The following is a 19409-nucleotide window of genomic DNA, read 5'->3' as shown; positions in this document are numbered from 1 at the left end:
GGGCACCACCCGCTCGACAGTGCCGCTACCTGGTGCGCAGTTCCCGCCTGAATCGCTCCGCGAACACAGCGGTGGACACCACGAAGAAGACCGCGCCGACGAGCCAGCCGACGGTCAGCCCGATGATCAGGCCTGCCACCGCGAACAGCGCCGCCTGCGCGTACAACCGGGATGGATTGGCGAGTCTCCTGCGCGACGTCGGAGCCATCCACACCGACCAGATCCCTGCCGCGGCGGCAGGCAACGCGATCGCCACGAGCACCCGACCGAGCAGTGACTCCATCGCGGCGACCCCGGCCAGGGTGAGAAGAACGAGCATCGCCAGCTCGCACAGGAACGCGACGATTTCGAGCGGCCCGACCTTCTCCTGCGGTCGCTCACCCAGTTCTGTCACCCGCGCGCCTCCGCCACCTTGATGATCACCTTGCCGAAGTTGCGGCCCGCGAGCATTCCGTTGAAGGCGGCCGGCGCGTTCTCCAGTCCCTCGACGATGTCCTCGCGGTACGCGATGCGGCCCGCGTGGATCCAGCCGGACATGTCGCCGACGAACGACTTGAAGTCGCTCTTGACGAACTCGCTCTGGATGAACCCGCGGATCGTCAGGCTCTTCTTCAGCACGTCGTTCATGAAGCCCGGCAGCCGATCCGGGCCCGCTGGGCCCGCTGTGTCGTTGTAGTGCGACACCAGCCCGCACACCGGAACCCGGGCGAAGTCGTTCAGCAGCGGGAACACCGCGCTCCACACCGCGCCGCCGACATTCTCGAAGTACACGTCGATGCCGTCGGGACAGGCCGCCGCGAGCTGATCGGCGAAGTCAGGGGCGCGGTGGTCGATCGCGGCGTCGAACCCGATCTCGCGCAGGTACGCGACCTTCTCGGGCCCGCCCGCGATGCCAACCGCCCTTGCGCCCTTGATCTTCGCGATCTGCCCGACGGCCGATCCGACGGGCCCCGTCGCGGCGGCGACGACCACTGTCTCGCCGGGCTTGGGTTCGCCGATCCGCAGCAGCCCGGCGTAGCCGGTGAAGCCGGGCATCCCCAGCACGCCGAGCCAGCTCTGCACCGGCGCGGCGCTCGGATCGAGCTTGCGCACGTGGTGCGCGTCGACCACCGAGTGGGTCTGCCAGCCCGAGAAGGACAGCACCACATCACCCTCGTGGAAGGCGGGGTCCTTCGAGTCGACCACCTCGCACACCGTGCCACCGACCATGACGTCACCGAGCTCGACCGGATCGGCGTACGACTTCGCGGCGCTCATCCGGCCCCGCATGTACGGGTCGAGGGAGAGGTAGAGGGTCTTGAGCAGTAGCTGCCCGTCCGCCGGAACAGGGGCGGGGACGGTCTCGATCCGAAAATCGGACGGCGCGGGTTCGCCGACTGGGCGGGACGCGAGCACGATACGGGTGTTCTCGGCTGGCATGGTCATGGTTATCGAGGTTAGTCGCGTCCGCCGAGAAAGTGGGCTGTCTACGGCCCGTCGCGTCGAAGCGCGCGAACGCCGGAGGTGCTCTACCGTGACCGACGTGCGAGCGACACCGAACCGGCGGACGATCCTGCTGGGCCTGCTCGGCGGCGCGGCATCGGCGGTGTCGGGCTGCGCCGACCTCGGGGGCCCGGCGGTCTCGAACGCCGAACCGGTTCCCCCACCCGGGTCCGCCGAGATCCAGGGGATCGCGGCACCCGTGCCCCCGCCGCTCCCTCCGCCGCCGCCGGACCCGGCCACACTGATCGCGAAGTATGCGGGCGCCGTCCCCCACGAGTGGGGACTGGCCGTGACCGGGACCAGGACCCGTCTCGCGGCGGCAGGCCCGCGGATGACGCTGACCTTCGACGGCTGCGGTGGACCGCGCGGCAGTGCCGTCGACGCCGAGCTGATCGCCCTGCTCGAACGCGAGCACCTGCCCGCCACCCTGTTCCTGAACACCCGGTGGATCGACGCCAACCGGGAGCTGACCGACCGGCTCGCCGCGAACCCGCTCTTCGAACTCGCGAACCACGGCACCAGGCATCTGCCGCTCTCGGTGACCGGGCGCTCCGCCTACGGGATCGCGGGCACCGCCTCGGTGTCCGAGGTCATCGACGAGGTGATGGTCAACCACCAACGCCTGCAGGAGATCACCGGTGTCGCGCCGCGCTGGTTCCGGCCGGGCACCGCGCATTGCGACGAGGTCGCGGCCGCCGTCGTCCGCGACCTCGGCGAGGAGGTCGTCGGTTTCACGGTGAACGGCGACTTCGGAGCCACCGCGTCAGCGGGCCACGTTCAGTCGGCCACTGCCGGGTCCACACCCGGCTCGATCGTCATCATGCACCTCAACCGCCCGCACGGCGCCACCGCGGCGGGACTGGCCGCTGCACTGCCCGCGCTGCGGGCGGAGGGCCGCGCGTTCGTCACCCTCGGGGGCGCGGGCGGGCTCGCGTAGGACCGCTGAGAACTCAGCCGAGCAGTTTCTTCTGCACCTTCCCGAGGGCGTTGCGCGGCAGCGAGTCCACCACTCGCACCTCGCGGGGCCGCTTGTGCGCGGACAGCTCCGCGACCACGTGCTCGATCAGATCCTCGGGCGAGGGCACGTCGCCGACCACGTAGGCCACCACCCGCTGGCCGAGATCGTCGTCGGGCACGCCGATCACCGCGACCTCGCGGACCGCCGGGTGCCCCAGCAGCGAGGCCTCCACCTCACCCGCCCCGATCCGGTACCCCCCGGACTTGATCAGGTCGGTCGACTCGCGGCCGACGATCCGGTGGAAACCGTGCTCGTCGATCACCGCGACGTCCCCGGTCTTGAACCAGCCGTCCTCGGTCCACGACACCGCCGTCGCGGCTGGGCGGTTGAGGTAACCGTCGAACAGCATCGGCCCGCGCACCTGCAGCCCGCCGATGCTCTCGCCGTCGTGCGGCACCGGAGCCCCGTCCTCGTCCATCAGCCGGGTTTCGACGCCCGCCACCGGCAGCCCCACCCAGCCAGGGCGCCGCTCACCGTCCACCCGGGTGCTGAGCGTGATCATGGTCTCGCTCATGCCATATCGCTCGATCGGCACCAGCCCGGTCAGGTCCGCGAGCCGCTCGAATACCGGCACCGGAAGCGGCGCGCTGCCGGAGACCAGCAGCCGGGCCCCGCTCAGCGCCCTGGCCGACTCCTCGTCCTCGACCACCCTCGACCACACCGTGGGCACACCGAAGTAGAGCGAACCGTGCGCCTGCGCGTACGCCTCCGGCGTCGGCCGCACGGTGTGGATCAGCCTGCTGCCGAATCGCAACGGGCCGAGCAGACCCAGAATCAGCCCGTGCACGTGGAACAGCGGAAGCCCGTGCACCAGCGTGTCGTTCGCGGTCCACTGCCAGGCCTCCGCGAGCGCGTCGAGCCCGGACGCGATGGCGCGCCTGCTCAACAGCACGCCCTTCGGCAGTCCGGTGGTGCCGGAGGTGTACAGCACGAACGCGATCGAGGACGGGGCCGGTTCGGGGTGAGAGTGCCAGTCCCTGGTGTGCAACCGCACCGGCACGACCGGCAACTCGCTGCCCTCGGGCGCCTGCCCGAGCCAGGCCTGGGCCCCCGAATCGGAAAGAATGTGCGCCAACTCGGCCTGACCGGCGTCCGGCGGCACCGGGACGACCGTGACGCCCGCGAGCAGACAACCGACCACCGCGATCACCGTCGACGCGGACGGCGTGGCGAGGACGGCGACCCGCTCGGCGCCGCCGATGCGCTTGGCGAGCGCTCCGGCAGCGCCGAGGAGGTCGGTGCGCGAGAGTGTGGTGTCGCCGATCCGGACGGCGTCTGGGAGGTCGTCGCCGCGGGCGACAGCGAGGGCATCTAGAGATCGGAGCAGCACGCCGTTCAGCGTCTCACACCAAGGTTCGCGAATCCGCGAACCCGACGTGCCCGAGCGGCGGGGGCACTCGGATCACCTTCGCCAGAAAAGGTGGTGGATTACGCCGCTCGGGCTGGGCACGACATCGAGGTGGAACCGGTCGAGGAGGTCTTCCGGCGACTCCCAGAGTCGCAGTCCGGATCCGAACGTCACCGGCGAGACCGCCACGTGCATGGTGTCGACCAGGTCGGCGTCGAGGAACTCTCGGATGGTGGTGACGCCACCGCCGAGTCGGACGTCCTTGCCCTGCGCCGCCTCCCGCGCCTGCTCGAGAATGGCGGCAGGATCGCCGTCGACGAAGTGGAACGTGGTGTCGGAAAGCGTGAACGAGGGCCGTTCATGGTGGGTCATGACGAAGACCGGGGTGCGGAACGGGGGCTCGTCGCCCCACCAACCGCGCCATTCGAGATCGTTCCAGGGCCCGCGTTGGTACCCGAATTTGTTGCGGCCCATGATCTCGGCACCGATATTCCGTGAATAGTCCCGGGTGAGGTAGTCGTCGAGACCGCGGCTGCCCCCGGGGTCGGTGCGCATGGGCCAGCTCGCCGTCGCGCCCGCCCACGCGAACATCGCGCCGGGGTCGAGACCGAACGGGCTCTCGAAGCTCTGGTCCTCACCGGCGCCGATTCCGTCACTCGAGACGTTGAAGTTCTGGACTCGTAACAGCTGTTCCACTCGGTTCTCCCGGACTCTCGACAATGATGACAAAGGTGTAGACCTCGCGGGTTCGACAAACTCATCGCTCGCCGATCAACAAACGCGTTTCGCCCTGCCCGTGCCCCGCCGCGTCGTGGCGGTCTCAGTCACCGGTCGCCGTCGCCTTCTCCGCGATGAGCTGGATGAGGTTGCCGCACGTGTCGTCGAAGACGGCCACGACGGCGGTGCCGATGTCGGTCGGCGGTTGCGTGAACACCACACCTTTGCCGGTCAGCCGGGCATATTCGGTCTCGACGTCGTCGACGGCGAACTGGGCGAGCGGAATGCCGTCCGCCGCAAGTGCATCTCGGTACGGCTTCACGGCCGGGTGGCGCGCAGGCTCGAGCAGAAGTTGCGGACCGTCGGGAGATTCGGGTGACACCACCGTGAGCCACGCGTCGTCGCCGAGGGGAATGTCGTGGTGCTTCGCGAAGCCGAGCACGTCGACATAGAAGGCAAGGGCTGCGCGCTGGTCGTCCACGAACAGACTCGTCAGATTGATCCTCATTGATTCAGGCTATGCGGGTCAGCCCCTCGGGAGAAGCGAACGTAGGAAGAAGGTCAGGTTTGCCGGCCGTTCGGCGAGCCTGCGCATGAAGTAGCCGTACCACTGGCCGCCGTAGGGCAGGTAGACCCGCATCTGGGCGCCGCCCCCGGCCAGGCGGAGCTGCTCGCCGTCCCGGATCCCGTACAGCATCTGGTGTTCGAATTCCCCCCGTCCCCGGCCCGTGTCTGCCGCCATCGAGCCCGCCTCCGCGATGATCGCCGGGTCATGGGAGGCCACCATCGGGTAGCCCCTGCCCTCCATCAGCACCCGCAGGCATCGCAGGTACGAGGCGTCCACGTCCGCCTTCGCCTGGAACGCGACCGACTCCGGTTCCCGGTATGCGCCCTTGCACAACCGGATCCTCGAACCCGGTCCGGCCAGGTCGCGGCAGTCCGCCTCGGCGCGACGCAGATACGACTGGAGCACCGTGCCCAGCCACGGGTAGTCGGCGCGCAGTTCGCGGACGATGGACAGGGCCCCGTCGGTCGTGGTGTGGTCCTCGGCGTCGACGGTGATCCAGACCCCGGACCGCTCCGCAGCCGCGCAGAGCGACCGCGCGTTCTCCAGCGCGATCTCGCGGCCGTCGACCTCCAACGCCTGCCCGAGCGCGGACAGCTTCACCGACACCTCCAGCCGCCGCACCTCGCCTGGTGCCCGCGCCTCCGGCTGGCCCGCCAGATCCGCGAGCAGGGCGAGGTACTCGGTGACGGTGGCCCGCGCCTGGGACGCGTCGGTGGTGTCCTCGCCGAGGTAGTCGATGCTGATCATCCGCCCGGAGTCGAGGATCGCGCGGGCAGCGTCCAGCGCCTGCGCCCTGGTCTCCCCCGCAATGAAGCGGGTGACGATGGATCGGGTCACCGGTGCCCTGGTGATCGCCGACTTGAGCATCGTCGAGCGGGCGGCGGCCAGGATCGCGGGTCGCAGCGGGTTCGCGAACACCTGCGACGCCACTGCTACTCCCCCAGCTCCATGTGCGGGTAGCGGTGGTCCGTCGGTGGCACGAAGGTCTCCTTGACGGTCCGGGCGGAGGTCCAGCGCAGCAGGTTGATCGGCGAGCCGGCCTTGTCGTTGGTGCCCGAGGCGCGGGCCCCACCGAAGGGTTGCTGGCCGACCACGGCACCGGTCGGCTTGTCGTTGACGTAGAAGTTGCCCGCCGCGAATCTCAGTGCCGCACCTGCCTTGTCGATCGCGACGCGGTCGTCCGCGATGACCGCTCCGGTGAGGGCATAGGGAGCGCTCGAATCCACCACCGCGAGCAGATCGTCGAAGGAGCCGGGTGCGTCGTCGTCGTAGACGTGCACCGACAGGATCGGCCCGAAGTACTCGGTGGCGAAGCACTCGTCGCGCGGATCCTCGGCGAGCAGCACCGTCGGCCGGACGAAGTACCCCTCGCTGTCGTCGTACTTCCCTCCGACCGCGATCTGCACCCCGGCGGCGCCTCGTGCCCGCTCGATCGCGGCGACATTCTTGTCGTAGGCCGCTCGGTCGATCAGGGCCCCGCCGAAGTTCGACAGGTCCGTCACGTCGCCATAGCCGAGCTGATCGACCTCGGCGAGAAAATCGTCTCCCATCCTGTCCCACACCGACTTCGGGACATATGCCCGCGACGCGGCCGAACACTTCTGGCCCTGGTACTCGAAGGCGCCGCGCACCAGTGCGGTGCGCAACACCTCGGGGTTGGCGGACGAATGCGCGACCACGAAGTCCTTGCCGCCGGTCTCACCGACCAGGCGCGGGTACCCGCGGTACGAGTCGATATTGGCCCCCACCTCCCGCCAGAGATGCTGGAAGGTCTTCGTCGAGCCGGTGAAATGGATGCCCGCCAGGCGCGGATCACCCAGCGCCACATCGGATACCGCGGCCCCCGCGCCGGTGACCAGGTTGATCACCCCCGGCGGCAGCCCCGCCTCCTCGAGCAGCTTCATGGTCCAGTACGCGGCGACGGTCTGCGTGGTCGCCGGCTTCCAGACGACGGTGTTGCCCATCAGCGCGGGCGCGGTCGGCAGGTTGCCCGCGATGGCGGAGAAGTTGAACGGCGTGATCGCGTAGACGAATCCCTCGAGCGGCCGGTACTCGAGCCGGTTCCACACCCCCGGGCCGGAGACCGGCTGATCGGCCAGGATCTGCCGGGCGAAGTGCACGTTGAACCGCCAGAAGTCGATCAGCTCGCACGGTGCGTCGATCTCGGCCTGCTGGACCGACTTGGACTGTCCGAGCATGGTCGCCGCGGCCAGCGTCTCCCGCCAGGGACCGGAGAGCAGGTCCGCGGCCCGCAACAGCACGGCGGCCCGGTCGTCGAAGGACAGCGCCCGCCAACCGGGTGCGGCGGCGACCGCGGCCTCGACGGCGGCGTCCGCGTCCTCGTGGGTGGCATTGGTGAGCGTCCCGAGCACGGCCGAATGGCGGTGGGGTTGAACGACGTCCACCCGGTCACCCGAGCCCTGCCGGTGCACACCGCCGATCACGTGCGGCAGCTCGACCGGTTCCGAGGCCAGTGCGGTGAGCTTCGCGATGAGCAACTGTCGCTCGCGACTTCCCGGCGCGTACGAGTGCACCGGTTCGTTGCTGGGCGAGGGAACCCGAGTGACGGCGTCCATGCTGCCTCCTGCCCGCGGGGTGACGCTGCAGGGGCGGTACCCCGGCAACGAGGAACTCCGCCCCCAGGCTAGCGCAGGAGCGGAGCCTGCGGAGCGACCAGAGGGATCAGAGCGGAGCCTGCGGAGCGACCAGAAGGATCAGAGCGGAGCCTGCGGAGCCGGCCGAGCTACCAGGTTCTTTGTCTCCCGGAGGTCCCAGGCCTGGTCCCCGAGGAACTGCGCGGCGGGTCCGGTGAACGCGCGCGCCGCCTCGTCGTCGCCGCGCAGGGTGTAGGCGAACCACGCGGTGAGGTAGCCGCGGAACCCGCCGCCGTCCCGCGGCCAGGTGTGCGCGGTTCCGAGCAGCCGGCCACGTACTGCCTGGCCGGGCACCGCGTCGAAGTAGCGTTCCTGCGCGCCCGCGGTGGAGACGGGATCGTTCGCGCCGGTGACGAAGAGCACCGGCCCTGCGAGCGTTGACGTGTCGATCGCATCCGCTGGCTCGGACGCCCACATCGGATCGGGCAGGTTCATCACCGCGGTGGAGGTGATCCGGCCACCCGCGCGAGTCGTGGCGTTGACCGCACCTCCCGCCCCCTGGGAGTGGCCGAGGGCGGCGATGCGGGTGACATCGAGCCGCCCGTGCAATGCACTGGCCGGGTTGGTGTCCTGCTCGACCACCTCGTCAAGGGCCTGCAGCATCTCGACCCCGTCGCCGGTATCGCAACTGTTGGCGACGACCACCACGAAGCCCCACGACGCCAGGTGCCGCAACAGCGGTTCGTACTCGCGCGAGGTGGCGTGGCTGCCGTTGCCGAAGGTGACGATCGGATGTCTGACGCCGTCCTCGCCGGTGTCGGCAGGGTAGAACACCTCGTGACGCGTGCCGGGCGGTGGCCCTTCGGCATGCGCCGGGTCGGAGCCGCTCGGCCACACGTCCTGGCATCCGGGTGCCCTCCCCGGCGCCGCCTCGCTAGCGACCTCCCATGGCCCGACTTCGGCGTAGCGCTCGGAAACCGGTTGCCCCACGGGCGTGCTCGCGGAGACGGGTGGGCCGGTGAAGAGCACGGCTGCCGCGACCACGACCGCGGCCAGCGCTGCGGGCCTGCGGAGGGGAGGCATTCGCGTCAACCGGCGAGCCGCGCGGCGGCGGCGGCGATCCGCTCGTCGGTTGCGGTCAGCGCGATCCGCACGTGCCGACGGCTGCCGGGCCCGTAGAAGTCGCCGGGCGCGACCAGGATCCCGCGGTCCGCGAACCAGTCGACCGTGTCCCGGCAGGCTTCCTCCCGGGTGGCCCACAGGTACAGGCCTGCCTCCGAGTTGTCCACGGCGAAGCCGGCCCCGCGCACGGCGGGCAGCAGCACCTCGCGGCGCGCGCGGTACCGCTCGCGCTGCTCGTTCTCGTGCGCGTCATCGCGCAGGGCTGCGGTCATCGCGGCCTGCACGGGGAACGGCACCATCATCCCGGCGTGCTTGCGCACCTCCAGCAGCTCCGCGATCAGGGCGGCGTCACCGGTGATGAAACCCGCCCGGTAGCTGGCCAGGTTCGAGGTCTTCGACAGCGAGTGCACCGCCAACAGGCCGGTGTGGTCGCCGTCGCAGACGCGGGGGTCGAGGATCGAGTACGCCTCGGCCTCCCAGGTCAGGCCCAGGTAGCACTCGTCGGAGACCACGATCGCGCCCCGCTGGCGGGCGAAGTCGACCACCTTGCGCAGGTGGTCGATGCCGAGCACCTTGCCGGTCGGGTTGGACGGCGAGTTGATGAAGATCAGCGCCGGGCTCTCGGGGCCGAGGCGCATGGTGCCGTCCGCGCGCAGCACGCGGCAACCGGCCAGCAGCGCGCCGACCTCGTAGGTGGGGTATGCGACCTCCGGGATGACCACGAGATCCCCGGCGCCGAGGCCGAGCAGACGCGGCAGCCAGGCGATCGCCTCCTTGGTGCCGATCGCGGGCAGCACCGCGGCCTCGTCGAGTCCGGTGACCCCGTACCGCCGAGCCAGGGCACCGACCGCGGCCGCCCGCAGCTCGGGGGTGCCGTGGGTGGTCGGATAGCCGGGCACCTGCGACACCGCGGCGAGCGCCTCACGGATCAGCGGCGCGACCGGATCGACGGGGGTGCCGACCGAGAGGTTGACGATCCCGTCCGGATGCGACTCCGCCGTCGCCTTCGCCGAGGCCAGCGAGTCCCAGGGGAAATCGGGCAGACCCTGCGACACCGGGACACGGGTGCGCGCGGTCACGGCGCTACCGCGCAACTCAGCCCTCGCCCATGGGCGGAAGCGCCTTGATGAACGGCGGGTCGTAGTCGACCTTGCCGAGCTTGGCGGCTCCACCGGGCGATCCGAGCTCGACGAAGAAGTCGACGTTCGCGCTCACGTAGTCGTTCCACTGGTCCGGCACGTCGTCTTCGTAGAAGATCGCCTCGACGGGGCAGACGGGCTCGCAGGCGCCGCAGTCCACGCACTCGTCGGGGTGGATGTAGAGCATGCGGCCACCCTCGTAGATACAGTCGACAGGGCATTCCTCGATGCACGCCTTGTCGAGAACATCCACGCACGGTTCAGCAATCGTGTAGGGCACTGCTGCTCTCCCTGCCTTTCGTCAAAGACCATTACGCTGCGCGAACCCCCATGTCCGCCCAGTAGTTACCAGTATCGCTCCCCCCACCCGGAAGCGCCCGCTTAGGGTGCCCTGACCGCCTGATCCGGCCGTCGCGCAGGGCCACACGCACAGACTACTGGCGACCAGCCGCGCGCACCGGGTCGAAGTCAGACGCTTGACAGGCCCTGCACGCCGGATCGACCCTCCGCCGTCCGCACGGTGTGACCGTCGATCCAGCGCTGGCCCTGTGCGGCCGCGCGGACCAGGGCGCCCCGCTCGCCGAAGTAATCCGCCACCGCACCGACCAGCGGCAGCTTCCCGAGCGTGCGATAGGGCTGGCCCGGCCTCGGGCGCTTCTCCAGCTCGTCCGGGATCGCCCGCAGCATCCGGGAGGTCGACCACATCGCGCCGAGCAGAGCGAACGGCCGCCACGACGACCCGGACTCGGCCGGCGCCGCGTCCGGGTGCGCGAGCAGCGTCCTGGCATCGGTCTGCCTGCCGCAGAGCACCGAGGCGAGCAGATCCACCTGGGCGCTGCGGTCGGTGACGCCGAGCTCCCGTGCCACCGCGACCAGCACCACCGTCTGGTTCGCGAACGCCAGCAGGTCCTGGATCGGCAGCCGCCGGATCAGCGGACCGAAGACTCCGGGGAACGCGACCGCGATGGTGTTCAGCGCCCCGAGCCGGGTCACCCACCACCGGGCGCGGCGCTCGTCGCTCGCCCGCTCCCATGCCGCGGTGCCTGGCACCTCCGCGACGTCGAGCAGCCAGGCCGCCGCGTCCAGCACCTTCTCCGCCATCGAACGCTGCTCGGCCGTCGGCGTGAACGTGCGCGCCTTGATCCGCAGCGGGTCCGTGCTCATCAGATCCAGCACCGGGTTGATCCCCCAGGCCGCGCGGTCGAGCACCGCGACGACCCTGCCGTCGCCGATTCGATCCTTGTCGCTCATGCCACTCCCACCCTTTCGGCATAACCCGTCGTGCGCTGGCGGGCCGGGCGCCCGATCCCCTCGGCGATCGCCCGGAGTTCCGCCACCGTCATCTCCGATCCGTGCTGCGAACCGGCCATCCGCGAGATGGTCTCCTCCATCAAGGTCCCGCCCAGGTCGTTGGCGCCGCCCTGCAGCATCGCCTGGGTGCCCGCGACCCCGAGCTTGACCCAGCTGGTCTGGATGTTGTGGATCCGCCCGTGCAGCATGATCCGCGCCAGCGCGTGCGCGGCCCGGTTGTCACGCTGCGTCGGGCCCGGCCTCGACGCCCCTGCCAGGTACAGCGGGGAGGACTGGTGCACGAAGGGCAGCAGCACGAACTCGGTGAATCCGCCGGTGCGGTCCTGGATCCCGCGCAACACGTTGAGGTGCCCGACCCAGTGGTGCGGCTGATCGACGTGCCCGTACATCATCGTCGAACTGGACCGCAGGCCCACCTCGTGCGCGGTGGTGACCACGTCGACCCAGGTGTTCGTCGGCAGCTTGCCCTTGGTGAGCACCCAGCGCACCTCGTCGTCGAGGATCTCCGCCGCGGTGCCGGGGATGGAGTCCAGGCCCGCCTCACGCAGGTCGGTCAGCCAGTCCCGCACGCTCTGGCCGCCGCGGGAGGCGCCGTTGACGATCTCCATCGGGCTGAACGCGTGCACGTGCATCGACGGAACCCGCGCCTTCACCGCGCGGACCAGGTCGGCGTAGCCGGTGACGGGCAGTTCGGGATCGATGCCGCCCTGCATGCACACCTCGGTGGCGCCCGCGACATGCGCCTCCCAGGCCCGGTCCGCGACCTCGGCGGTCGAGAGGGTGAACGCGTCGGCGTCGCCCTTGCGCTGCGCGAAGGCGCAGAACCGGCAGCCGGTGTAGCAGATGTTGGTGAAGTTGATGTTCCGGTTCACCACGTAGGTGACGTCGTCTCCGACGGCGTCGCGGCGCAGGGCGTCGGCCAGCGCGACCATCGCCTCCAGGCCGTCACCGTCCGCGGTGGCCAGGGCCCGGTACTCGTCGTCGGTGCAGCCGCCGGGATCGCGCTCGGCGCTGCGCAGCGCGGCCAGCACCTCGGAGGCGAGCCGCACCGGGGCGCCCTGGTTCGACAGCTCGAGCACCTGTTCGCGGACCGAGTCCCAGTCTCCGAACGCGCTACCCAGGTCGCTGCGGGTCTCGGTGTTGCGGCCCTCGGTGTCGATGGCGGTGTTCAGGTCGGTGCGTCCGGCCGACTCCCATGCCTCGTCCGGCTCCTGCCAGGGCAGACCCGCAGGCCGGGTGTCGGGCAGGGCAAGCCCGGTCACCGGGTCGGCGAGCGCCTGCACGTGCGCGGCGATGCGGGGGTCGATCCACGGCGAGCCTGCCAGCACGTACGGCGGCTGCGCCGCGGTCCGCTCGGTGAGCCGGTAGCCCGCCTCGGCGGTGATCGCGGCGAGGGTGTCGAGGTTCGGCCACGGCCGCTCCGGGTTGACGTGATCCGGGGTGAGCGGCGAGACGCCACCCCAGTCGTCGACGCCCGCCGCGATCAGGGCGAGGCATTCGGCGGCGGACACCAGATTCGGCGGCGACTGGATCCGCATGCCGGGCCCGAGCAGCAGTCGGGCGACGGCGATGGTGGCCCGGAACTCCTCGATCCCCGCGTCCGGGGCATCCCGCATCGCGGTGTCGTCCTTGGCCAGGAAGTTCTGCACGATCACTTCCTGGATGTGACCGAACGCCTTGTGCGACTTACGGATCGCGAGAATCGACTCGGCGCGCTCGGTCAGCGTCTCACCGATGCCGACCAGGATGCCGGTGGTGAACGGAACGGACAGCCTGCCCGCGTCGGTGAGGGTGCGCAGCCGGACCGCCGGGTCCTTGTCGGGGCTGCCGTAGTGGCATTCGCCCTTCTCCGTGAACAGCCGGGTGGAGGTGGTCTCGAGCATCATGCCCATCGACGGCGCGACCGGCTTCAGCCGCGAGATCTCCTCCCAGCTGAGCACGCCCGGGTTCAGGTGCGGCAGCAGTCCGGTCTCCTCGAGCACCCGGATCGACATCGCCCGCAGGTAGTCCAACGTCGAGTCGTAGCCGCGAGCGTCCAGCCACTCCTTCGCCTCAGGCCAGCGCGCCTCGGGGCGGTCGCCGAGGGTGAACAGCGCCTCCTTGCAGCCGAGTTCGGCGCCCTGTCGGGCGATCTCCAGTACCTCGTCCGCCTCGAGGTACATCCCGTGCCCCTCCGCGCGGAGCTTGCCCGGCACCGTGACGAACGTGCAGTAGTGGCACTTGTCGCGGCACAGCCGGGTCAGCGGGATGAACACCTTGCGCGAGTAGGTGACGATCTTCGGCCTGCCCGCCGCCTCGAGCCCGGCGTCGCGCACCCGCGCGGCGGAGGTGGACAGATCGTCCAGGTCGGCGCCGCGCGCATGCAGCAGCACCGTGGCCTCGTCGACGTTGAGGGTGGCGCCGTCGCGGGCGCGTCGGAGCGCCCTGCGCATCGCGGACGGCGACGGGGCACCCGCACCGGCCGCGGGCGCCTGCGCGCCCACCTGCGCGGACCCCGACGGCATGGCCGGGTCGGGCAGCATCGCGGGCGTGGTCGTGGGGGCGTCGTCGGTGCTCACGCGTTCGATCATGCGCCATCACCCGTGGGACCTGCCAGGGGAGGCCTCCCGGTGGCGCCGCGTGGACAGCCGTCAGTCGTGCGGATACTCGTCCTCGTCCGGCACGCTGCGGGCCTGCTCGGCCGCATCGGCGTCGTTGACCTCGAGCGAACCGGAGGCCTCCCCGCTCTCCTCCGCACCGTCCTCGTCCGGGGTGCTGACCGCAGTGTCCTGTTCGACGCGGTCAGCCTCGGGGACCTCGGACTCGACTCCACCCATGTCCGCCTCCTTCCGACCTCTGTGTCCAGGCTAGTCCGCAAGGCACCACGTGCCGCCCCGACATCGGGCAGGCTGGGGCGGTGAGCACTCCCCCGCCTCCCGTCGTCACCATGGCCGACCCGCAGTGGCGGCCCAGTACCCGGGCCCCGCTGCTGTGGGCGGTCAACGCCGCCCTGCTGTGGATCCCGATCTTCATCGCCCAGATCGTCTGGGGATTCGTCGACGGACGCTGGACCACCTGGCCGCACGTCGCGGTGTTCGCCGCCAGCCTGGCGTTCGCGCTGACGCACATCCTGGTCGTGCCGCAGTGGCGCTACCGGGTGCACCGCTGGGAGGTCAGCACCGACGCGGTGTACACGAAGACCGGATGGTTCAACCAGGAGCGCCGCATCGCCCCGATCTCGCGGGTGCAGACGGTCGACACCGAGCGCGGACCGATCGACCGGATGCTCGGCCTCGCCACGGTCACCGTGACCACCGCGTCGTCCGCAGGCGCGGTCACCATCACCGCGCTCGACTGCGAGGTCGCGGACCGGACCGTCGCGCAGCTCACCGAGATCGCCGGCCGCAACATCGGGGACGCGACATGAGTTCGCAAGGGCACCGCGCCCCGCAGTACTTCGAGGCACAGAACCCCGCACCCGGCACCGCCCCGCCGGAGGCGTCCGGCGCCGCCGCGCTTGCCGCCGAACAGGAGCAGCCGTGGCTGCGACTCGACAAGCGGATGCTGCTGGTGCATCCCGTCGACGAGGTCGTCAAACTGCTACCGGTGCTGCTGATCTCGCTGATCGTCGGCAGCCAGAGCGGAAACCACATCTTCGGCCTGGCCGTCGTCGCCGCACTCGTGGCCTACGCGCTGCTGCGCTGGTTCACCACGAGCTACCGGATCGGTCCGGTGCACGTGCAGCTGCGTACCGGGGTGTTCCAGAAGAATCTGCTCTCGGTGCCGCGCAACCGGATCCGTTCGGTCGATGTGGAATCCGGTGTGCTGCACAGGGTGCTCGGCCTCTCCATCGTCCGGATCGGCACCGGCCAGCAGTCCGGACACGGCGACTCCAAGAGGTTCGAGCTCAACGCGCTCGACTCCGCCCTGGTGCCCGCGCTGCGCGCGGCCCTGCTGGCCGGGCACCAGGAACCGGCCGGATCGGCCGACGCCGGAACGGCGCAGGCGGGCGCGGCCGCCTGGACGCCGGAGACGGAGATCGCGCACTGGACGCCCGCCTGGGTCCGCTACGCGCCGTTCTCCGTGACCGGGGTGCTCACGGTGGCCGCGGTGGTCGGCCTCGCCTTCCAATACGGCCTCGGCAGCCGGATCGCCAACTCCCCGATGGTGACCCGCGGCCTCGATTCGGCGCAGCAGCTCGGTACCGCGGTCGCGGTCGCGCTGGCCCTGCTCGCGCTGCTCGTCGTGGCGAGCGCGCTCTCCTGCGTGCGCTACCTCATCGCGTTCGGCAACCTCAGGGTCACCGACACCGGCACGGTGCTCCACGTCAGCCACGGCCTGCTCAAGACCAGGCAGACCACCCTGGACCGGACCCGGCTGCGCGGCACGTCACTGCGGGAGCCGCTGCTGCTGCGCGCCGCGGGAGGCGCACGCCTCGACGCGATCATGACCGGGATCAGCGCCGAGAAGGCGCAGTCCACCCTGCTGATGCCGCAGTCGCCGAAGGCCGAGGCGGAGCGGGTGGCGGGCGTGGTCCTTGGCGGCGCGCACTCCCCCACGACGCTCACCGCGCACGGCCCCGCGGCCAGGCGGCGCCGGTACACCAGGGCACTGATTCCGGTGACGACACTGGCTGCCACTGCCGGGGTCGCGGCAGCACTGGGCGCGCCGCTGCGCTGGCCGCTGTGGGCCGGGCTCGCGGCCGCGGCCGTCGCAGCCACCGCGCTGGCCTGGGACCGCTACCGGGGCCTCGGCCACGCCGCGCCGCCCGGCTGGCTCATCACCCGCAGCGGCTCACTGGACCGCAGCCGGGCCAGCCTCGAGGCCGACGGGATCATCGGATGGACCGTGCGGCAGAGCTATTTTCAGCGTCGCGCCGGGGTGGCCACCGTCGTCGCCGCCACCCCTGCAGGCGCAGGCCACTACGAGGTTCTCGACCTGCCCGCCGACCGCGCCTGGGCCCTGATCGAGACGGTGACGCCCGGCGCGGGCGACATCTGGATCCGAACCACCTGACAGCACGGCACCGCACATCTCATCGACGCACGGAGGACACCGATGCACGACGATCGCGAAATCGTGGAAGAGCGGCTGCGGCGGTTCGTCGACCAGCGGCTCGGCGCGGCGCTCTACCGGGAGACCGCGCCTGCCGAGATCTCCGCGTGGCAGGTGCCGGGCGAGCCCGTGCCTGCGGCGGAGGCCCTGACGCAGGAGTTCGCGCCCATCACGGTCGGGACCCGGTGGGGCAGGCCGTGGGGCACGATGTGGCTGCACGTGACCGGCAGCGTGCCACCCGGCTGGCTGACTCGGTTGGGTGACGGCGTCGAGGTGGAGCTGGTGGTCGATCCCGGCTTCACCGGCGGCCCCGGCTTCAACGCGGAGGCGCTCGCCTACCGGCCCGACGGGTCGGTCATCAAGGCAATCTCGCCGTTCAACAGCCACCTGCCGGTGGATCCGCACCGGCCCCTCGACCTGTACCTCGAAATGGCCGCGAACCCCGACGTGGCAAAGAGTTTCGGCTTCCAACCGACCGCGATGGGTGACCGGGCGACCGCGGGCGACGAACCCCTGTATCAGCTCCGCCGGGTCGACTTCGCTCTCCGCGACCGCACGGTGTGGGAGCTGACGCAGGACATCGCGGCGCTCAGCGGCCTGATGCACGCGCTGCCGTTCGACCTACCGCGCAGGCACGAGATCCTGCGCGCCCTCGAGCGAATGCTCGACACCGTCGACCCGGACGACATCGCGGGCACCGCGGCCGCCGGGCGTGCACAGTTGCGCGAGGTGCTCGCGCGTCCCGCCTATGCCAGCGCGCACAACCTGGTCGCGGTCGGGCACGCGCACATCGACTCCGCATGGCTGTGGCCGGTCCGCGAGACCATCCGCAAGTGCGCCCGCACCTTCTCCAATGTCGTTGCGCTGATGGACGATCACCCCGACTTCCGGTTCGCCTGCTCCTCGGCGCAGCAGCTCGCCTGGGTGCGGGACGGCTACCCGGAACTGTTCGAGCGGATCCGCGACAAGGTCGCGGCCGGCCAGTTCGTCCCGGTCGGCGGCATGTGGGTGGAGGCCGACACCAACATGCCAGGCGGCGAGGCCATGGCGCGGCAGTTCGTGGCAGGCAAGCGGTTCTTCCTCGAGGAGTTCGGCATCGACACCCCCGAGGTCTGGCTGCCCGACTCGTTCGGCTACTCGGCCGCGCTGCCGCAGCTGGTGCACCTGTCGGGGTCGCGGTACTTCCTCACCCAGAAGATCTCCTGGAACAAGACGAACAAGATGCCGCACCACACCTTTCGGTGGGAGGGCATCGACGGCACCCAGGTGTTCACGCACTTCCCGCCCGTCGACAAGTACAACTCGGACCTGTCCGGCCACGACCTCGGCCACGCCCAGCGCAACTACCGGGAGCAGGGGGCCGGCACCGTGTCGCTGGTCCCGTTCGGGTGGGGCGACGGCGGCGGCGGGCCGACCAGGGAGATGCTGGCCGCGGCCGAGCGGACCCGATCGCTCGAGGGTTCGCCCACCGTCACGCTGGACTCCCCGGTGAACTTCTTCCGCCGCGCCGAGGCCGAATACCCCACCCCGCCGGTGTGGTCCGGCGAGCTGTACCTGGAGCTGCACCGCGGCACCTACACGTCGCAGGCGCAGACCAAGCAGGGCAACCGTCGCAGCGAGCACCTGCTGCGCGAGGCGGAACTGTGGGCGACCACCGCCGCGGTGAGGGCGGGCGCGGACTACCCGCACGACGAGCTCGAGCGGCTCTGGCACCTGGTGCTGCTGCAGCAGTTCCACGACATCCTGCCCGGCAGCTCCATCGCGTGGGTGCATCGCGACGCGGAGCGCAACTACGCGGCGGTCGCGGCGGGGCTGGAGAAGATCATCGCCGAGTCGGCACGGTCGCTGACCGGAAAGGGCACGGCGACCCTCACGCTCAACGCCGCCCCTGATGCGCGCGACGGCGTGCCCGCGCTCGGCATCTCGGCCGCGGACTCCAACGCGAAGCCCACCCGGGTCACCAAGCGCGGCAAGGGTTTCGTCCTCGACAACGGCCTGATCCGGGTCGCGATCAACGGCGACGGGCTGATCACCTCGCTGACCGACGCCGACACCGGCCGCGACGCCATCGCACCCGGCGCGGTCGGCAACCTGCTGCAACTGCACCGGGACGTGCCGAACCAGTGGGACGCCTGGGACATCGATGAGTTCTATCGCCACACGGTGACCGACCTGCGGGACGCGGACTCGGTGACGCGAGACGGCGATGTCGTGGTGGTGCGCAGGTCGTTCGGGGACTCGACGGCGGTGCAGCGGCTCGAGCTCGCGCCCGGCGCCCTGGCGCTGGAGATCACCAACCAGATCGACTGGCACGAGCGGCAGAAGCTGCTCAAGCTGGCCTTCCCCTTCGACGTGCACGCCGACCGCAGCGCGGCGGAGACCCAGTTCGGTCACGTCTTCCGCCCGACGCACTCCAACACCTCGTGGGACTTCGCGAAGTTCGAGATCTGCGCGCACCGCTGGGTGCACGTCGGCGAGCCCGGCTACGGCGTCGCGGTGGCGAACGACTCCACCTACGGCCACGACGTCGGACGCTCCACCCGGCCGGACGGCGGCAGCACCACCACGGTGCGCCTGTCGCTGCTGCGCGCACCGCTCTACCCGGATCCGGCCTCCGATCAGGGCTCGCACACCCTGAAAGTCTCGGTCCGCCCGGGGGCGTCGATCGGCGACGCCGTGGCCGAGGGCTACCGGATCAACCTGTCGCCACGCACCGTCACGGGCGGCACCCCGGCCGAACCGCTACTGCGGGTGTCGAATCCGGCTGTGGTGGTGGAGGCGGTCAAGCTCGCCGAGGACCGCACCGGCGACGTCGTGGCGCGGCTGTACGAGTCAACCGGCGCCAGGTCAACCGCGCGGATCGACGTGGACTTCCCGCACGCGGGCGTCGAGTTCGTCGACCTGCTCGAGCGGCCGCTGGATGCCCCCGCTGGCGTCGTCGTCGAGGACGAAACGATCACCGTGACGCTGAGGCCGTTCCAGGTGGTGACGCTGAGAATGCGGGCAGTGTCGGCCTGACCAATCATCCGCATTCTTCAGCGCCGATTGCTCCGCGGCTGCTAGAGATGACGGCTGG

General features: G+C 70.7%; 17 protein-coding genes. 4 read left to right on the top strand and 13 right to left on the bottom strand.

The annotated features are described in order from the left end of the window. Positions 1-25: 25 nt before the first annotated feature. On the bottom strand, positions 26-394 hold the full coding sequence (locus ACFXMV_RS17350) for a YrdB family protein (protein ID WP_378500397.1): 369 nt from the start codon (positions 392-394) through the stop codon (positions 26-28). Beyond that, positions 391-1425: an NADP-dependent oxidoreductase gene (locus ACFXMV_RS17345; protein ID WP_378503196.1), complete on the bottom strand. Its 1035-nt coding sequence runs from the start codon at positions 1423-1425 to the stop codon at positions 391-393. The genes ACFXMV_RS17350 and ACFXMV_RS17345 overlap by 4 nt, the downstream gene beginning before the upstream one ends. Before the next feature lie 88 nt (positions 1426-1513). On the opposite strand from ACFXMV_RS17345, the gene ACFXMV_RS17340 reads away from it, so the two are divergent. After that, a complete protein-coding gene (locus ACFXMV_RS17340) occupies positions 1514-2419 on the top strand; it encodes a polysaccharide deacetylase family protein (RefSeq protein ID WP_378500399.1) in 906 nt (301 codons plus the stop codon). A 13-nt stretch (positions 2420-2432) separates the two neighbouring features. Here the strand turns inward: ACFXMV_RS17340 and ACFXMV_RS17335 are convergent, their stop codons facing one another. From ACFXMV_RS17335 to ACFXMV_RS17285, 11 genes are all read right to left on the bottom strand, one after another. Continuing rightward, complete coding sequence (locus ACFXMV_RS17335; protein ID WP_378500400.1) at positions 2433-3830, bottom strand: acyl-CoA synthetase; 1398 nt, start codon at positions 3828-3830, stop codon at positions 2433-2435. A 72-nt stretch (positions 3831-3902) separates the two neighbouring features. Next, positions 3903-4544: a dihydrofolate reductase family protein gene (locus tag ACFXMV_RS17330; RefSeq protein WP_378503197.1), complete on the bottom strand. Its 642-nt coding sequence runs from the start codon at positions 4542-4544 to the stop codon at positions 3903-3905. Between the two features lie 124 nt (positions 4545-4668). Next, positions 4669-5073: a VOC family protein gene (locus ACFXMV_RS17325; protein ID WP_378500402.1), complete on the bottom strand. Its 405-nt coding sequence runs from the start codon at positions 5071-5073 to the stop codon at positions 4669-4671. An 18-nt stretch (positions 5074-5091) separates the two neighbouring features. Next, a complete protein-coding gene (locus ACFXMV_RS17320) occupies positions 5092-6000 on the bottom strand; it encodes a proline dehydrogenase family protein (protein WP_378500404.1) in 909 nt (302 codons plus the stop codon). A gap of 65 nt (positions 6001-6065) precedes the next feature. After that, positions 6066-7709: an L-glutamate gamma-semialdehyde dehydrogenase gene (gene pruA / locus ACFXMV_RS17315; RefSeq protein WP_378503198.1), complete on the bottom strand. Its 1644-nt coding sequence runs from the start codon at positions 7707-7709 to the stop codon at positions 6066-6068. Positions 7710-7847: 138 nt separating this feature from the next. Further along, positions 7848-8810 (bottom strand): alpha/beta hydrolase, encoded by a 963-nt coding sequence (locus ACFXMV_RS17310; protein WP_378498890.1) that lies wholly within the window; start codon positions 8808-8810, stop codon positions 7848-7850. A gap of 5 nt (positions 8811-8815) precedes the next feature. Continuing rightward, on the bottom strand, positions 8816-9904 hold the full coding sequence (dapC, locus tag ACFXMV_RS17305) for a succinyldiaminopimelate transaminase (protein ID WP_378503211.1): 1089 nt from the start codon (positions 9902-9904) through the stop codon (positions 8816-8818). Between the two features lie 40 nt (positions 9905-9944). Continuing rightward, positions 9945-10268, bottom strand: coding sequence for a ferredoxin (fdxA, locus tag ACFXMV_RS17300; RefSeq protein ID WP_378498891.1), 324 nt, complete (start codon positions 10266-10268; stop codon positions 9945-9947). A gap of 188 nt (positions 10269-10456) precedes the next feature. Continuing rightward, the gene (locus tag ACFXMV_RS17295) at positions 10457-11239 is read right to left on the bottom strand and encodes a hypothetical protein (protein ID WP_378498892.1); all 783 of its coding nucleotides are present in this window, start codon (positions 11237-11239) and stop codon (positions 10457-10459) included. Next, positions 11236-13821: a bifunctional FO biosynthesis protein CofGH gene (locus tag ACFXMV_RS17290; protein WP_378503212.1), complete on the bottom strand. Its 2586-nt coding sequence runs from the start codon at positions 13819-13821 to the stop codon at positions 11236-11238. Before ACFXMV_RS17290 ends, ACFXMV_RS17295 begins: the two co-directional genes overlap by 4 nt. A 108-nt stretch (positions 13822-13929) precedes the next feature. Further along, a complete protein-coding gene (locus ACFXMV_RS17285) occupies positions 13930-14115 on the bottom strand; it encodes a hypothetical protein (RefSeq protein WP_378498893.1) in 186 nt (61 codons plus the stop codon). A gap of 110 nt (positions 14116-14225) precedes the next feature. Between ACFXMV_RS17285 and ACFXMV_RS17280 the strand changes: the two genes are divergently transcribed. Genes ACFXMV_RS17280 through ACFXMV_RS17270 form a run of 3 tightly spaced genes read left to right on the top strand, consistent with a single transcriptional unit; the run spans position 14226 to position 19351 of the window. Continuing rightward, positions 14226-14705 (top strand): PH domain-containing protein, encoded by a 480-nt coding sequence (locus tag ACFXMV_RS17280; protein ID WP_378498903.1) that lies wholly within the window; start codon positions 14226-14228, stop codon positions 14703-14705. Then, positions 14702-16294, top strand: a complete 1593-nt coding sequence (locus tag ACFXMV_RS17275) for a PH domain-containing protein (RefSeq protein WP_378498894.1) — start codon at positions 14702-14704, stop codon at positions 16292-16294. The genes ACFXMV_RS17280 and ACFXMV_RS17275 overlap by 4 nt, the downstream gene beginning before the upstream one ends. 42 nt (positions 16295-16336) lie before the next feature. Beyond that, complete coding sequence (locus tag ACFXMV_RS17270) at positions 16337-19351, top strand: alpha-mannosidase (RefSeq protein ID WP_378498895.1); 3015 nt, start codon at positions 16337-16339, stop codon at positions 19349-19351. Positions 19352-19409 lie beyond the last annotated feature (58 nt).

This window comes from Rhodococcus sp. NPDC059179 (assembly GCF_042754885.1).
In the GTDB taxonomy this organism is placed as follows: domain Bacteria; phylum Actinomycetota; class Actinomycetes; order Mycobacteriales; family Mycobacteriaceae; genus Rhodococcus_G.
The sequence above is the reverse complement of the archived record's forward strand: the minus strand, read 5'-3'. Positions and strand labels throughout refer to the sequence as shown.

Coding starts and splice junctions, on each gene's coding strand:
- ACFXMV_RS17345 (WP_378503196.1), bottom strand. CDS start 1,425: ATGACCATGCCAGCCGAGAACACCCGTATCGTGCTCGCGTCCCGCCCA.
- ACFXMV_RS17325 (WP_378500402.1), bottom strand. CDS start 5,073: ATGAGGATCAATCTGACGAGTCTGTTCGTGGACGACCAGCGCGCAGCC.
- ACFXMV_RS17320 (WP_378500404.1), bottom strand. CDS start 6,000: ATGCTCAAGTCGGCGATCACCAGGGCACCGGTGACCCGATCCATCGTC.
- pruA (WP_378503198.1), bottom strand. CDS start 7,709: ATGGACGCCGTCACTCGGGTTCCCTCGCCCAGCAACGAACCGGTGCAC.
- ACFXMV_RS17310 (WP_378498890.1), bottom strand. CDS start 8,810: ATGCCTCCCCTCCGCAGGCCCGCAGCGCTGGCCGCGGTCGTGGTCGCG.
- ACFXMV_RS17295 (WP_378498892.1), bottom strand. CDS start 11,239: ATGAGCGACAAGGATCGAATCGGCGACGGCAGGGTCGTCGCGGTGCTC.
- ACFXMV_RS17290 (WP_378503212.1), bottom strand. CDS start 13,821: ATGCTGCCCGACCCGGCCATGCCGTCGGGGTCCGCGCAGGTGGGCGCG.
- ACFXMV_RS17285 (WP_378498893.1), bottom strand. CDS start 14,115: ATGGGTGGAGTCGAGTCCGAGGTCCCCGAGGCTGACCGCGTCGAACAG.
- ACFXMV_RS17280 (WP_378498903.1), top strand. CDS start 14,226: ATGGCCGACCCGCAGTGGCGGCCCAGTACCCGGGCCCCGCTGCTGTGG.
- ACFXMV_RS17275 (WP_378498894.1), top strand. CDS start 14,702: ATGAGTTCGCAAGGGCACCGCGCCCCGCAGTACTTCGAGGCACAGAAC.
- ACFXMV_RS17270 (WP_378498895.1), top strand. CDS start 16,337: ATGCACGACGATCGCGAAATCGTGGAAGAGCGGCTGCGGCGGTTCGTC.